This is a genomic window from Shinella sp. OV683 (assembly GCF_057787725.1).
This window is the reverse complement of the sequence record NZ_CM173543.1, coordinates 1,700,859-1,714,638: the sequence shown is the minus strand read 5'-3', so window position 1 is coordinate 1,714,638 and position 13,780 is coordinate 1,700,859. Positions and strand designations below refer to the sequence as shown.

The following is a 13,780-nucleotide window of genomic DNA, read 5'->3' as shown; positions in this document are numbered from 1 at the left end:
ATTCGCTTACCAGCAGACGAAGCCACCATCGACGATGAGGTCAATGCCCGTCACGAAGGACGAGGCGCCGCTGGCCAGGAACACCGCCGGGCCAACCATTTCGTCAACGCTTGCCAGCCTCGCCATCGGCGTCTCCTCGGCAAAACGCTCGTTCTGGCCAGCCACCACACCGCGCATGTTCATCGGTGTCAGCGTATAGCCCGGCGAGATCGCGTTGACGCGAATGCCATGGCCGACCCACTCGACCGCGAGGCTCTTGGACATGTGGATGACCGCGGCCTTCGACGAATTGTAGTGCGCCTGAAACAGGCCACGATTGACGATTGTGCCGGACATCGAGGCAATGTTGATGATCGAGCCGCGTTTGCGGGGGATCATCACCCGTGCCTGGGCTTGGCAAGACCGGAAGACGCCCGTGACGTTGATGTCGTAGAGGTGCTCCCACGTCGACACCTCGAGTTCCTCGGCCTTGCCCGCCCCGCCGATGCCGGCATTGTTGACGGCCACCGACAAAGGACCAAGCTCGGCTTCGACCTGCGCAATCGCGCGGTCGATATCGTCAGCTGACGTCACGCTGCCGACCTGGACCAGTGCCTTGCGGCCAAGCTTGCGAATGGCGGCCGCGGTCTGCTCAAGGCCGTCGCCAGAAGCATGTCCGAAACAAGCGACGTCTGCGCCCGCTTCAGCCAGCCCAACGGCAATCCGCGCGCCGATGCCAGCGCCCGCACCGGTGACGAACGCCACGTCATTTTTCAAAGAGAACAAATCCATTGTCGAACCCATCGTTTGCACGGCCCCGACAAGGCCGGAACCAGACGCATCCGTGATCGTTTCAACAGTGTCTGGCGAGAGATTGCTCCGGCCAGAGAACTGGCCGGAGCAAAGATCAAGTGGTTATTTCTGGATGCACGTATCGACGGTGTCCTTGGTGCATTCGTCAAGACCGGTGAACACCGGATCGTCGACCTTCTTGCCGGCGACCAGATCCATCATCACCTTCGGAGCCAGATAGCCCATTTCAAACGGGCGCTGGCCGACGAGTGCGGTTACCAGACCTTCGCGGGCAATCGCCACTTCATCGCCGATCGTATCGGCAGCGGAAACCACGAAGTCGTTGCTGGCGATCCGTTCAGCCAAAGGCTTCATCAGGTCGCGATACGGCTGCGGCGCGCCGAACAGCGGCCAACCGCCTTCGATTGCGAATGCATCGAGCTTCGGGTTGGCGGCCAGAATGTCCGTCATCGCCTGAACGCCCTTGGCGCCGTCGTCATTGGTGAACACCGGGCAACCGGCAACTTCCGTCCAGCCACCCTCGCCCGCCAAGGCAGCAAGATCCTTCTTGCCGCTCAGCGCATCGCGCGTGCCCTGGGCACGGCGAAGAATATTGTCAGCACCGGTATTGCCTTCGATCAGACAAACGGTGCCGCCATTCGGCTTGGCCTTCTTGATATATTCGCCGATCTTGAAGCCCATCAGGTAATTGTCGGTGCCGAGATAGGTCTTGCGCAGTGCAGCGTCTTCCTTCGCAAGGTCGGCATCGACCGTCATGATCGGTATCGTCGTATTGGCCGACTTGATCGTCTGCGCGATCAACTTGGCATTGGATGGCGAAATTGCCATGGCCACCGTGTCGGGTTTGCCGAGCATGTCGAGCACGATCTGCGCTTCGCCGGCTTCATCTGATGTCGATGCCGGGCCGGTATAGAAGCACTCGTATTCGGAATCGGCATTTTCCTTGTTCCACTTCTGGCAACCTTGATTGATTGCTTCGAAGAATGGATTGTCGAGGCCCTTGACCACGATAACCAGTTGTTTCTTGGCCAAGGCGGGGCCAGCTATCAGGGCAAGCGCAGTCGCAGCAAGTAAGATTAACTTCCTCATCTTCTCTCTCCCAAATAAACGACGGACGACATATCCACCGTTGCAAGCAACCGGATACGACCGGACTCGAACCCTCCCGAAGTTCGATCACACCACAATATTCATAGATTGTATTAGTATTATAATTCACTCCCACGATGATGTCGCACCCGTTGCGTGCAAACGTCAAGTGAATTCTATAAGCTGTCTCTTCGCTTTGGTTTTAAACATTTATTTAATCACACAATTCGTTGACTTCACAGACAAGCCAGGCATAGTTTCTTGAAAATTCGAATGAGCGCGCCGTAACGCGCCAGCCATGACTTACCACGTGCGGGGAGGCACAGGCAGTTGGCGGTTCTCGAACTTACAAACATTGCCAAGCATTTCGGTGCGATCAAAGCGCTGAACGATGTCTCCATATCGCTCGAGGCCGGCGAAGTCGTCGGGCTGATGGGCGACAACGGCGCCGGCAAATCGACCCTGGTCAAATTGATCGCCGGCAATTTCCGGCCGAGCCATGGATCGATGCAGATGGATGGCCAGGATCTGGTGATGAACCATCCTGTTGACGCCCGCAAACACGGCATCGAAATCGTCCACCAGGATCTCGCGCTCTGCAACAACCTCACTGCCGCCGCCAATGTCTTCCTCGGACGCGAATTGCGCCGTGGAGTAGGACCGCTCCGCATCCTCGACTATGCCTCGATGTACAAGCGTGCCGGCCAGATCTTTGCGGAATTGAAGTCGGAAACGAGGCCCCGCGATCTCGTCAAAAAGATGTCTGGCGGCCAGCGGCAGGCGGTCGCGATTGCCCGGACCCGGCTGACGAACCCGAAGATCGTGCTGCTGGACGAGCCGACCGCCGCCATTTCCGTCCGTCAGGTCGCCGAGGTGCTGAACCTCATCCGCCGCCTGCGCGACCAGGGCATCACCGTCGTGCTGATCAGCCATCGCATGCCCGATGTCTTCGATGTCGCAGATCGCATCATCGTGCTTCGTCGCGGCAACAAGGTCGCCGACAAGAAGATCGCAGACAGCTCCGCAGAAGAAGTGACTGGCCTGATCACCGGTGCGATTACCCACGCCTGATCGAGGCCACCGCCAACAGCACACAAGAAAACCGAAGGTCGACGATGACAACCAATCTGGAAAGTGCGATCGAAGAAAAACAGGGCAACTGGTTGTCCGACATCGTCAACACCCAGACGTTCTGGGTTTTCATTGCCGTGATGCTGGCCTGCCTTTACTTGTCCTTTGCGACGGATTCCTTTGCGACCGCCAAGAACCTTTACAACATCACCCGCAACGTCACCTTCGTAGCGATCATCGCGCTCGGCATGACGCTGGTCATCATCACCGGCGGCATCGACCTGTCGGTCGGTTCGGTCCTGTGCCTCACCAGCATGGTGCTCGGGGTCGTCATGCATGCGGGCTATGGCATCGAAGTCGGCATTCTGGCAGCAGTCGCGACTGCGCTGCTCGTCGGTGCGATCAACGGATTTTTCATCGCCTATCTCGGGATGCCGCCCTTTGTCGTGACGCTCGGCATGCTGTCCATCGCACGAAGCCTGGCGATGGTCGCCTCAGGCAACACGGTTGTCTTTCAGTTCGGCCCTGATCACGACAAACTGCTGGCATTGGGCGGCGGCGCCTGGCTGTTCGGCATCGCCAATCCGGTCGTCTATATGATCATCCTGGCGCTGATCACCGGCTTCATCCTGCGCTGGACGCGCTTCGGCCGCTATCTCTACGCCATCGGCGGCAACGAGCACGCAGCCACCCTGACCGGCGTGCCTGTCCCCGCGATCAAGATGGCGGTCTACATGGTTTCGGCACTGACGGCAGGTATTGCCGGCATCGTCCAGACCGGGTGGCTGGGCGCGATCACCACCAATATCGGCTCAGGTCTCGAACTGCAGGTCATCGCCGCAGCTGTCATCGGCGGCGCCAATCTTGCCGGCGGCATCGGCACCGCCAAGGGCGCGCTGATTGGCGCAGCGCTGATCGAGATCATCCGCAACAGCCTTGGCCTGCTGGGAATCAATGCCTTCTGGCAAGGTGCCTTCATCGGCGGCGCCATCTTGCTCGCCGTGCTCTTCGATCGTATTCGCAGCTATCGTCAGAGCGACTAGGACGGCAGCAACAGCCGTTTGCAGTAATTTTGTTCACTCAAGGACGACGAGTGAGTTCGAGCAAAGCCTCCCCACCCGTCATTCCTGGGCTTGTCCCAGGAATCCAGCCGGCTTGCGTCTGCAAGCCGAAAAGACTCTTTCGCGCCGCCGACGCGGCGCGGCTGGATTCCTGTCACAAGGACAGGAATGAGGGCGGATAGATTCGCATCTGGAAAAATACCCAGATAAAACAATGCGGTAATTGGCATTCCTCTAGTTCCAGATTCAACCCGGCGCCATACAGCCGTTGACGCCGAACATCCGTCTGCATCCTCCACTTACTTTTCCTCATCCCGAAAGATCACCGATTGACACAGCTCGCTTTGTGATAAATGCTAGGATGTCAGACCAATTTGAGAAGCTGACATCAAACGGGGAATATCGCCGCAATGACGGCTACAGTGAATGACAAACCGCACATCGCGGCGCTTCCGCCTCTGGATCGCGCTGCCCAGGTGATCGAGGCACTGTCGACCTACATCGACCGCGCCAGCCTCAAGGCCGGTGACCGCCTGCCGGCCGAACGAGAGCTGATGTCCGCACTCGCCGTCGGCCGTTCGACCATTCGCGAAGTCATCAGCCATTTCCAGGCGCTCGGGGTCATGGAGACCCGAAAGGGCAGCGGCACTTATCTGCTGAAGCCAGTATCGACCGGCACCATCCACATGCCGTTGTCGCTCGATACACCGCTGCTGCGCGACGCCTTGCTGCAGACACTGGAAGTCCGCCGCGGCATCGAATGCGAAGCCGGAATGGTTGCCGCCCGGCGCCGGACGGCGGCTGATCTGGCCAACATCGAAGAGAAACTCGACGAGATGGAACGCGTCCATCTTTCGATGGGCACTTCCGGCCCCGAAGACTTGGCCTTCCACCTCGCCATCTACGACGCCACGCACAATCCGCTGTTCAAGCAACTGCTGGAGCAGATGCGCGAGGCCTTCTGGCGCTTCTGGTCGCATCCGTTCGACCGCGAGGATTTTGCTCGTCGGTCCTTCCCTTTTCACCGCACTCTTTTCAACGCCATCGCCGCTCAAGACACTGAAGCAGCGCGCCGCGAGACGCTAAAAATCCTCGACGTGGTCGAGGAAGATATCAAGGAAATGTCGAAATGACTGACGGCCTCGACCCGTTTGATCTTGCCTCGCTGATCGTCACTCACGACGAGGGCAATTATGCTGAAGCCGTCGTGCCACCGATCTTTCAAACCTCGCTTTTTACTTTCTCCGACTATGACGATATGATCTCGTCCTATCGCGGCGAAAAGGTCCGGCCCATTTATACCCGTGGCCTGAACCCGACCGTCCGCATGTTTGAGGAAACGCTGGCAAAGCTCGAAGGCGCCGAGGATGCGCTCGGATTCGCCAGCGGCATGGCGGCAATCTCGTCGACCGTCCTCAGCTTCGTGGAGCCTGGCGACCGCATCGTCGCAGTCAAGCACGTCTATCCCGACGCCTTCCGCCTGTTCGGCACAATTCTCAAGAAGATGAAGGTCGAGGTGACCTATGTCGACGGCCGTGACGAGGAAGAGGTCGCGCGCGCCCTGCCCGGCGCCAAGCTGCTCTATCTCGAAAGCCCGACAAGTTGGGTGATGGAAGCTCATGACGTCGGCGCGCTGGCCGCTCTCGCCAGGCAGCACGGCATTATCAGCGTCATCGACAACAGCTGGGCAAGCCCGATCTTCCAGCAGCCGATCAAGCTCGGTGTCGACCTCGTGCTGCACTCGGCATCGAAATATCTCGGCGGCCATAGCGATGTCGTTGCTGGCGTGGTTGCCGGCTCGAAAGATATGATCGCCCGCATCAAGGCCGAGGCCTATCCCTATCTCGGCGGCAAGCTGTCGCCGTTCGATGCCTGGTTGCTGATACGCGGCATGCGCACGCTGCCGATCCGCATGAAGGCGCATGAGGCGTCCGGCCTGGAGATCGCCCGCCGACTGCAGGATCATGCGCTGGTCGAGCAGGTCTGCCATCCCGGCCTCGCCAACCGCCTGCCCAACGGGCTCAACGGCACGTCCGGCCTATTCTCATTCATATTCCGCGAAGGGGTGGATATCCGCGCCTTCGCCGATCACCTCAAGCTCTTCAAGTTGGGCGTCAGCTGGGGTGGACACGAAAGCCTGATCGTACCGGGCGAGGTCGTGCTTCAGCAAAAAGCACAGCCAAATTCCGCGCAAGCCTTTGGCATAAACAAGCGGTCCGTACGCCTCCATGTCGGCCTCGAAGGAACCGAGGCGCTGTGGAAAGACATCGAAGCGGCAATGGCAATCGCTTCGTAAAGCCTTGAAACAAAATACAAACTGGGAGAACGAATATGAAAAGACTGGTTACTGCAGCGCTCTTCGCGGCAATGATGGCAGGCACCGCGCTCGCCGACACGACACTTAAGCTGGTTGAGGTGATCACCAGCCCTGAGCGCACCGAAACCCTGAAATCGATCGTCGCCAAGTTCGAAGCCGCCAATCCCGGCACCAAGGTCGACATCATCTCGCTGCCGTGGAACGAAGCCTTCCAGAAGTTCGCCACCATGGTCTCCGCTGGCGATGTGCCTGACGTGATGGAAATGCCCGACACCTGGCTGTCGCTCTACGCTAACAACGGCATGCTCGAAAGCCTGGAACCCTATCTCGATAGCTGGGAGCACACCAAGGAACTGACGCCGCGCGCGCTCGAACTCGGCCGCGATGTCAACAACACCGCCTACATGCTGCCCTACGGCTTCTATCTCCGCGCCATGTTCTACAACAAGAAACTTCTCACTGAGGCCGGTGTCAAGGAGCCGCCGAAGACGCTGGAGGAATTCACGGCCGCGTCTGCCGCCGTCTCTAAGCTCCCAGGCAAGTACGGCTACTGCATGCGCGGTGGCCCCGGCGGTCTCAATGGCTGGATGATCTTCGCCGCCTCGATGGCTGGCTCCAACAAGTATTTCAACGAAGACGGCACCTCGACCATGAACAGCGAAGGCTGGGCCAAGGGCATCGAATGGATGGTCGATCTCTACAAGAAGGGCTATGCGCCGAAGGACAGCGTCAACTGGGGTTTTAACGAAGTCGTGGCCGGCTTCTATTCCGGCACCTGCGCTTTCCTTGATCAGGATCCGGATGCGTTGATCGCGATTGCCGAACGCATGAAGAAGGAAGACTTCGGCGTCATGCCGCTGCCCAAAGGCCCGGATGGCAAGTCCTTCCCGACCATTGGCTATGGCGGCTGGTCGATGTTTACGTCAGCCAAGGACAAGGACCTTTCCTGGAAGCTGATCGCCACCCTCGAGGGCCCGGAAGGCAATATCGAGTGGAACAAGCGCATCGGCGCCCTGCCCGCCTATACAGCGGCCTCGGAGGATCCCTTCTACAAGGGTGACCAGTTCAAGGGCTGGTTCGAGGAATTGGCCGACCCGAACACCGTGCCGACGGTGATGCCGACCTACCTGGAAGAATTTGCCTTCTTCAAGGATTCGATCGCCATCAAGACGTCCCAGCAGGCGCTGCTGGGCGACATCACGCCGAAGGAACTTGCCGACCAGTGGGCTGACTATCTCACCAAGGCGCAGCAAAAGTTCCTCGCCAAGAAATAAGCAGGGCGAGCATGCGGTGGCGATCGACAGGGGTGTCGGTCGCCACCGACCTTAACGACAAAAGGCGCAAAACGCCTGATATGGGAATACTTGGCTGATGACCATCACTGCCGACATGAGCGACGGGCGGCGTGACCGCAAGCCGTGGCTGAAGCGTCTTGCCGATGCTTCAGGCCCCTATCTCTATAGCGCACCGTCGCTTGTCCTGATCGCCGGTGTCATGCTGGTGCCGCTGGTGGTTGGCATCTCCTATGCTTTCAGGGATATCGTCCTGCTCAATCCGTTTTCCGGCGGCTTTGTTGGCCTCGATCACTTTCGTGAATTGTCGCAGGATGCCGCCTTCTATGGTGCGCTGAAGAACACGCTGTGGTGGACAGGCGCGTCCGTCAGCCTGCAGTTCATCTTCGGCCTGATCCTGGCGCTGCTGCTGGACAAGCCATTTGCCGGCCGCGGCATCGTCCAGGCGCTGGTCTTCCTGCCCTGGGCCGTCCCGAGCTTCCTCGCTGGCCTTAACTGGGCGTGGCTGTTCAATCCGGTTATCGGCCCGATCCCGCATTGGCTCTACGCCATGGGCCTGATGAGTGAGCCCGGCAATATTCTCTCCGATCCGCACTACGCGATGTGGGGGCCGATCATCGCCAATATCTGGTGGGGCATTCCCTTCTTCGCAATCACGCTGCTCGCGGCGCTGCAAGCCATCCCGCGCGACCTCTATGAGGCGGCGTCCATCGACGGTGCCGGCTGGTTCCAGCGGTTTCGCTCGATCACCCTGCCCTTCCTCGCGCCGACCATCGCCATCACCGTTCTGCTGCGAACCGTCTGGATTTCCAATTTCGCCGACCTGATCGTCGTCATGACCAATGGCGGCCCCGCCGACCGGACGCAGATCGTGGCGAGCTACATCTTCACCATGGCCTTCAAGCGGCTGGATTTCGGTTATGCCTCCGCGATCGCACTTGTGCTGCTGGCACTGCTGCTCGCCTATTCCATGCTGATCATCCTGCTCCGGCAGATGCTGCTGAACAAGGACTGAGCCTATGCGAACCGGCGTCATCATCCCCACCATCGCACATCGCCTGGCGATCCTGTGCTACATCGTGTTTGCGCTGTTTCCGCTGTTCTGGCTGCTCAAGGTGTCGGTGACACCCAATGACCTGCTTTATTCTGAGGGGGTCAGGATGTGGCCGTCGCGAACGACATGGGAGCACTATTCCTTCGTGCTTCAGCACAGCGCCTTCCCGACCTTCTTCAAGAACAGCTTGATCGTCTCTGCCGCGACCGCGGTCACAGTGACTATCTGCGCCTCGCTCTCAGGCTATGCGCTGTCGCGATTCAGCTTCCGGGCGAAGTATTGGATCGTGGCGCTAATGCTGCTGACGCAGATGTTTCCGCTGGTCATGCTGGTGGCGCCGATCTTCAAGATGCTCTCGCCACTCGGCCTGACCAACAGCCTGACGGGCCTGGTGATTGTCTACACCGCCTTCAACGTTCCCTTCGCGACTTTCCTGATGCAGTCGTTTTTTGATGGCATTCCCAAGGATCTGGAAGAAGCGGCTATGATCGATGGCGCCACGCAGTTTGTCGCCTTCCGGCAGATCATCCTGCCGCTGACCCTGCCGGGAATCGCCGCGACGCTGGGCTTCGTGTTCACCGCCGCATGGAGCGAGCTTCTGTTTGCACTCATGCTGATCAACGGCAATGACGCGGCAACTTTTCCGGTCGGGCTGCTTACCTTCGTCTCGAAATTCTCGGTCGATTTCGGGCAGATGATGGCGGCCGGCGTCATGGCGTTGATCCCCGCCGGCCTCTTCTTCCTGCTCATACAGCGTTATCTCGTCCAGGGCCTGACGGCCGGCGCGGTCAAAGGTTAAAGTCATGGCATCGATTACCATCCACAACGTCCAGAAATCCTTCGGCACCGTGCGGGTGCTGCACGGCGTCGATCTTGACATCAGGGACGGCGAATTCATCGTGCTGGTCGGCCCGTCCGGCTGCGGCAAGTCCACGCTGCTGCGCATGATTGCAGGTCTCGAAGAGGTTAGCGGCGGCGATATCAGCATTGCCGGAAAGCGCGTCAACGACCTCGCGCCCAAGGACCGCGACATCGCCATGGTGTTCCAGTCCTACGCGCTCTATCCGCATATGAATGTCGCCAACAACATGAGCTACAGCCTCAAGCTGAGAAAGCAGGCGAAGGAAAAGATCGCCAGCGCCGTGGCGGCCGCATCCTCCAAGCTCGGGCTCGATCCGCTGCTGGAACGCCGGCCGAAAGCGCTCTCCGGCGGCCAGCGCCAGCGTGTCGCCATGGGCCGCGCCATCGTTCGCCAGCCCAAGGCATTCCTGTTCGACGAACCACTGTCGAATCTCGATGCCCGCCTGCGCGAGCAGATGCGGGCCGAAATCAAGAAACTGCATGGCGACCTCAAGGCGACATCGATCTACGTCACCCATGACCAGATCGAGGCGATGACTTTGGCGGACCGGATCGTCGCCATGCATGGCGGGGTGGTACAGCAGGTTGGCTCGCCGCTCGACCTCTACGACCGACCCGCCAATCTGTTCGTCGCCGGCTTCATCGGCTCACCCGGCATGAACTTCCTCGAAGGGGAATGCGCGGTCTCCGGCGAGCGCACCGAGGTACTGCTGGCCGACGGTGCTGCCATCCCGATCAACACCAAGACCGTCATCGCACCCGGTGCGCGTATCACGCTCGGCATCCGCCCCGAACATGTCTTGGTCGAGGATGGTGGTATGATCGCCAACATCGAATTGATGGAGCCGACCGGCTTCGGCATCATCGTGCACGCATCGATGCAGGGCGTGCCGTTCAAACTGTTCACGCTCAACCGCGACATCCTGAAATCGGGGTCGAAGATCTCGGTGAATTTCCCTGCCAAACATCTGCATCTGTTCGACGCAGCCGGCCAGCGGATCGATTAGTCCCGGCCTTGCTGGAGAGCTCAAAGATATTCCCGCAGGGGGCTGCTATTTCCTGTCTGCAGGCTATGTTGGGGCATCGTTGCTTTGGGGAGCGTTGTGATGGGATTGTTCGATTGGCTGACCGGAACGAAAGCCGCGCCGGCGGGTATGGCACGCCAATCCACTGCGGTTCTGCGCGAGCGATTGCTCGCAGCCAACCGCGATACCGCCCCCTTCACCATTCGCGATGGCGCCCCGGAAGGCGTTGATCTTGTTGCCGAATGGAAGATCGTCGACACCAGCTGGTATGAAATCTTCGCCAAAGCCGGCCTGAAAAAGGTCTTCAAGATCCTGATGAAGTTCGACGACGCCAATGGCGAAGTCCGGGCGGTCGATCAGGAATGGTCCGTCGAATGGCGGGCCGGAGTTCCAAGCCTGAGTCTGAGCGCGGAAGCCTTTCGCGGCCAGAAATGGGAAATGAGCTTTGGCACCGCCTATGCCTTCAAGGAAGACCTCTCCTACGGCAAGGTCTACGAATATCGCTTCAACACCGAAGAGATCAAAACACCGCTGATCGAGACCACCAACCAGGCCGGTTGGGGCTGGAAAGGCGTCGCCTTCGGCAAACTTTGAAGCATCCCCCAATTATTCGAAGCATCCCCAAAGCGAGAGGCGAGACATGCAGATTGGAATGATGGGACTGGGCCGAATGGGCGCCAACATGGTCAGGCGGCTTCTGCGCGACGGCCACGAATGCGTCGTCTATGATATCAATCCCGCAAGCGTCGCAGTACTGGTGGCGGAAGGCGCGATCGGTGCGGGAAACATGGAGGAGTTTGTTGCAAAACTCACGCCGCCCCGCAGCGCCTGGCTGATGCTGCCTGCTGCAATCACCGGTCGGATCGTGGATCAAGTCGCCGGCCTTATGGCGCCCGGCGATACCATCGTTGACGGCGGCAATTCCAACTACCGCGATGCCGTGGACCACGCGGCGCATCTCCAACCCAAGGGCATCAGTTACGTCGACGTCGGCACCAGTGGCGGCGTCTGGGGGCTGGAACGCGGCTACTGCTTGATGATCGGCGGGCCGGACGCAGCGGTCAAGCGCCTCGATCCGATTTTCGCGACACTCGCACCAGGTGCCAACCCAGGCGCGCCGGGAGCCAAGACAACGGCTGAACTCGGTTACCTGCATTGTGGTCCAAGCGGCGCGGGCCACTTCGTCAAAATGGTCCATAACGGCATCGAATACGGCGTCATGGCCGCCTATGCCGAAGGCCTCAACATTCTCAAAGCCGCCAATGCCGGCAGCGGCAAACGTGAGGCAGATGCGGAAACCAGCCCCTTGCATGACCCGCAATACTACCAGTTCGACCTCGATCTTGCTGCAGTAACAGAGGTCTGGCGGCATGGCAGCGTCATCGGCTCATGGCTCCTCGACCTGACCGCTGACATGCTGAAAGGCGATGCGACACTGGCACAATTCGGCGGCCGGGTCTCGGATTCCGGCGAAGGCCGCTGGACACTGAAGGCCGCGATCGACACCGGCGTGCCGGCGCCCGTCCTGTCTTCGGCGCTGTTCGACCGCTTCAGTTCGCAAGGACAATCCGAATTCTCCGACAAACTGCTCTCGGCCATGCGTTATGCCTTTGGCGGCCATGTCGAGAAACCGAAGGCCGGCTCCTGATACGGCTGGCATAGGAGACAGATGATCATGACAAGCGAACGATCCGACACGCTGGTGCTGTTTGGCGCCACCGGCGATCTGGCACGCAAGAAGATTTTCCCCGCGCTTTACGCCATGGTGGCGCGCGGCACATTGACCGAGCCGATTGTCGGTGTGGCGCTTGAAGATTGGGATGCAAGCCAGCTTCAGGCCCGCGCCCGCGAAAGCATCACCCAGGCGCTTGGCAGCATTGATGAAGCGATTTTTGCCCGGCTCGCAGGCCTGTTTCGCTATGTCGGCGGCGACTATCGCAACCAGTCGACCTTTGACAAGCTCAAGGAAACCCTCGGTTCCGCACGGCATCCGCTTTACTATCTCGCCATTCCGCCGAGCATGTTCGAGCCGGTCGTGCAGGGCCTTGAGCAATCCGGTGGGGCTGCGGGAGCCCGGCTGATGGTGGAAAAGCCCTTCGGCCGTGACTTGCAATCGGCGCGCTGGCTGAACCGGGTGTTGCACATCGCCTTCGAAGAAAAGTCGATATTCCGCATTGATCACTATCTCGGCAAGGAAGCCATCCAGAACCTGCTCTATTTCCGCTTTGCCAATTCCTTTCTCGAGCCGATCTGGAACCGCAGCCACGTCGAAAGCGTGCAGATCACCATGGCCGAGGATTTTGGTATCCAAGGCCGCGGCCGCTTCTATGACGAGATCGGCTGCATTCGCGATGTCATTCAGAACCACCTGCTCAACATCCTGCTGCTGCTGGCGATGGAGCCGCCGGCAACCAGCGCGGCCAACGATCTGATTGACGAAAAGGTGCAGGTGCTGAAAGCGATCCGCACGCTGACCGCGGACGATGTCGTGCGTGGCCAGTTCAACGGCTATCTGCAGGAACCCGGCGTGGCGCCTGCCTCCCCGGTCGAGACTTTTGCCGCGGTGCGGTTTGCCGTCGACACCTGGCGCTGGCAGGGTGTGCCCTTCTTCATCCGGGCCGGCAAATGCCTACCTGTTCGGACCACCGAGGTTGTGGTCAGGCTGAGGCCGCCGCCGCTCGGCATTTTCGACGAGATCAGGCCTGAGAATTCCAACTACATCCGCTTCCGCATCACGCCGGAAGTGTCGATTTCGATTGGCGCCCGCCGCAAGATCGCCGGCGACGACATGGCGGGCGAGCAGGTCGAACTCAGCGCGGTCGACGACGCAGCAGGCGACATGGAACCCTACGAGCGGCTGATCGGCGATGCCATGAACGGCTATACCCAACTGTTCACCCGCGAGGATGCCAGCGAGATCGCCTGGCGGATCGTCGGAAGGGTGCTGGACGACAAGACACCACCGGCGATCTATGAGCCGGGGACATGGGGGCCGGCCGATGCCATGGCCAACTTCGGGCCTCCGAACGGCTGGGTCAATCCGACGAAGTGAGAAACGAGGGTCAGCGAATGGAGAGGACTTCTATCTCTTCCTCGCGGCCCGCGGCCTCGAATTCCACGACATCGCCGACGACGGCCCCGTCCACGGCACGGGCGAGCGGCGGAGGCGCGTCGTCGATCTCCTTGGTAAACGCCCGGCTCATCGCTATCGCCCTCCC

The 13,780-nt window shown here is 59.8% G+C and carries 14 protein-coding genes; 11 read left to right on the top strand and 3 right to left on the bottom strand.

Features of this window, described 5'->3' with window-relative positions; genetic code table 11:
• Positions 1-6: 6 nt before the first annotated feature.
• Both ACXHRN_RS08170 and ACXHRN_RS08165 read right to left on the bottom strand, forming a co-directional pair.
• Positions 7-771 (bottom strand): SDR family oxidoreductase, encoded by a 765-nt coding sequence (locus ACXHRN_RS08170; protein WP_488640821.1) that lies wholly within the window; start codon positions 769-771, stop codon positions 7-9.
• 123 nt (positions 772-894) lie between these two features.
• Positions 895-1,881 carry a substrate-binding domain-containing protein gene (locus tag ACXHRN_RS08165; protein WP_488640820.1) on the bottom strand — a complete coding sequence of 329 codons (987 nt, stop codon included), beginning with the start codon at positions 1,879-1,881 and terminating at the stop codon, positions 895-897.
• A 330-nt stretch (positions 1,882-2,211) separates the two neighbouring features.
• On the opposite strand from ACXHRN_RS08165, the gene ACXHRN_RS08160 reads away from it, so the two are divergent.
• From ACXHRN_RS08160 to zwf, 11 genes are all read left to right on the top strand, one after another.
• Positions 2,212-2,952: an ATP-binding cassette domain-containing protein gene (locus ACXHRN_RS08160; RefSeq protein ID WP_488640819.1), complete on the top strand. Its 741-nt coding sequence runs from the start codon at positions 2,212-2,214 to the stop codon at positions 2,950-2,952.
• A gap of 44 nt (positions 2,953-2,996) precedes the next feature.
• Positions 2,997-3,995: an ABC transporter permease gene (locus ACXHRN_RS08155; protein WP_488640818.1), complete on the top strand. Its 999-nt coding sequence runs from the start codon at positions 2,997-2,999 to the stop codon at positions 3,993-3,995.
• Between the two features lie 428 nt (positions 3,996-4,423).
• Positions 4,424-5,146 (top strand): FadR/GntR family transcriptional regulator, encoded by a 723-nt coding sequence (locus tag ACXHRN_RS08150; RefSeq protein WP_488640817.1) that lies wholly within the window; start codon positions 4,424-4,426, stop codon positions 5,144-5,146.
• Positions 5,143-6,309, top strand: coding sequence for a PLP-dependent transferase (locus tag ACXHRN_RS08145; RefSeq protein ID WP_488640816.1), 1,167 nt, complete (start codon positions 5,143-5,145; stop codon positions 6,307-6,309). Before ACXHRN_RS08150 ends, ACXHRN_RS08145 begins: the two co-directional genes overlap by 4 nt.
• A gap of 35 nt (positions 6,310-6,344) precedes the next feature.
• Complete coding sequence (locus tag ACXHRN_RS08140; protein WP_488640815.1) at positions 6,345-7,604, top strand: ABC transporter substrate-binding protein; 1,260 nt, start codon at positions 6,345-6,347, stop codon at positions 7,602-7,604.
• Between the two features lie 97 nt (positions 7,605-7,701).
• Complete coding sequence (locus ACXHRN_RS08135) at positions 7,702-8,637, top strand: carbohydrate ABC transporter permease (RefSeq protein ID WP_488640814.1); 936 nt, start codon at positions 7,702-7,704, stop codon at positions 8,635-8,637.
• Positions 8,638-8,641: 4 nt separating this feature from the next.
• On the top strand, positions 8,642-9,475 hold the full coding sequence (locus ACXHRN_RS08130) for a carbohydrate ABC transporter permease (RefSeq protein WP_488640813.1): 834 nt from the start codon (positions 8,642-8,644) through the stop codon (positions 9,473-9,475).
• 4 nt (positions 9,476-9,479) lie between these two features.
• Positions 9,480-10,544, top strand: a complete 1,065-nt coding sequence (locus ACXHRN_RS08125; protein WP_488640812.1) for an ABC transporter ATP-binding protein — start codon at positions 9,480-9,482, stop codon at positions 10,542-10,544.
• Positions 10,545-10,643: 99 nt separating this feature from the next.
• Positions 10,644-11,156, top strand: coding sequence for a hypothetical protein (locus ACXHRN_RS08120; RefSeq protein ID WP_488640811.1), 513 nt, complete (start codon positions 10,644-10,646; stop codon positions 11,154-11,156).
• Between the two features lie 46 nt (positions 11,157-11,202).
• A complete protein-coding gene (gnd, locus tag ACXHRN_RS08115) occupies positions 11,203-12,210 on the top strand; it encodes a phosphogluconate dehydrogenase (NAD(+)-dependent, decarboxylating) (RefSeq protein ID WP_488640810.1) in 1,008 nt (335 codons plus the stop codon).
• Between the two features lie 27 nt (positions 12,211-12,237).
• Entirely contained in the window at positions 12,238-13,614 is a 1,377-nt protein-coding gene (gene zwf / locus ACXHRN_RS08110) for a glucose-6-phosphate dehydrogenase (protein WP_488640809.1), read from the top strand.
• Between the two features lie 10 nt (positions 13,615-13,624).
• Here the strand turns inward: zwf and ACXHRN_RS08105 are convergent, their stop codons facing one another.
• Complete coding sequence (locus ACXHRN_RS08105; RefSeq protein ID WP_488640808.1) at positions 13,625-13,765, bottom strand: hypothetical protein; 141 nt, start codon at positions 13,763-13,765, stop codon at positions 13,625-13,627.
• Between the last annotated feature and the right edge of the window lie 15 nt (positions 13,766-13,780).

Bases quoted from the DNA above. Each gene is read 5' to 3' on its own strand.
- ACXHRN_RS08155 (WP_488640818.1), top strand. From the start codon at position 2,997: ATGACAACCAATCTGGAAAGTGCGATCGAAGAAAAACAGGGCAACTGG.
- ACXHRN_RS08145 (WP_488640816.1), top strand. From the start codon at position 5,143: ATGACTGACGGCCTCGACCCGTTTGATCTTGCCTCGCTGATCGTCACT.
- ACXHRN_RS08165 (WP_488640820.1), bottom strand. From the start codon at position 1,881: ATGAGGAAGTTAATCTTACTTGCTGCGACTGCGCTTGCCCTGATAGCT.
- ACXHRN_RS08125 (WP_488640812.1), top strand. From the start codon at position 9,480: ATGGCATCGATTACCATCCACAACGTCCAGAAATCCTTCGGCACCGTG.
- gnd (WP_488640810.1), top strand. From the start codon at position 11,203: ATGCAGATTGGAATGATGGGACTGGGCCGAATGGGCGCCAACATGGTC.
- ACXHRN_RS08130 (WP_488640813.1), top strand. From the start codon at position 8,642: ATGCGAACCGGCGTCATCATCCCCACCATCGCACATCGCCTGGCGATC.
- ACXHRN_RS08140 (WP_488640815.1), top strand. From the start codon at position 6,345: ATGAAAAGACTGGTTACTGCAGCGCTCTTCGCGGCAATGATGGCAGGC.
- zwf (WP_488640809.1), top strand. From the start codon at position 12,238: ATGACAAGCGAACGATCCGACACGCTGGTGCTGTTTGGCGCCACCGGC.
- ACXHRN_RS08170 (WP_488640821.1), bottom strand. From the start codon at position 771: ATGGATTTGTTCTCTTTGAAAAATGACGTGGCGTTCGTCACCGGTGCG.
- ACXHRN_RS08105 (WP_488640808.1), bottom strand. From the start codon at position 13,765: ATGAGCCGGGCGTTTACCAAGGAGATCGACGACGCGCCTCCGCCGCTC.
- ACXHRN_RS08150 (WP_488640817.1), top strand. From the start codon at position 4,424: ATGACGGCTACAGTGAATGACAAACCGCACATCGCGGCGCTTCCGCCT.
- ACXHRN_RS08135 (WP_488640814.1), top strand. From the start codon at position 7,702: ATGACCATCACTGCCGACATGAGCGACGGGCGGCGTGACCGCAAGCCG.
- ACXHRN_RS08120 (WP_488640811.1), top strand. From the start codon at position 10,644: ATGGGATTGTTCGATTGGCTGACCGGAACGAAAGCCGCGCCGGCGGGT.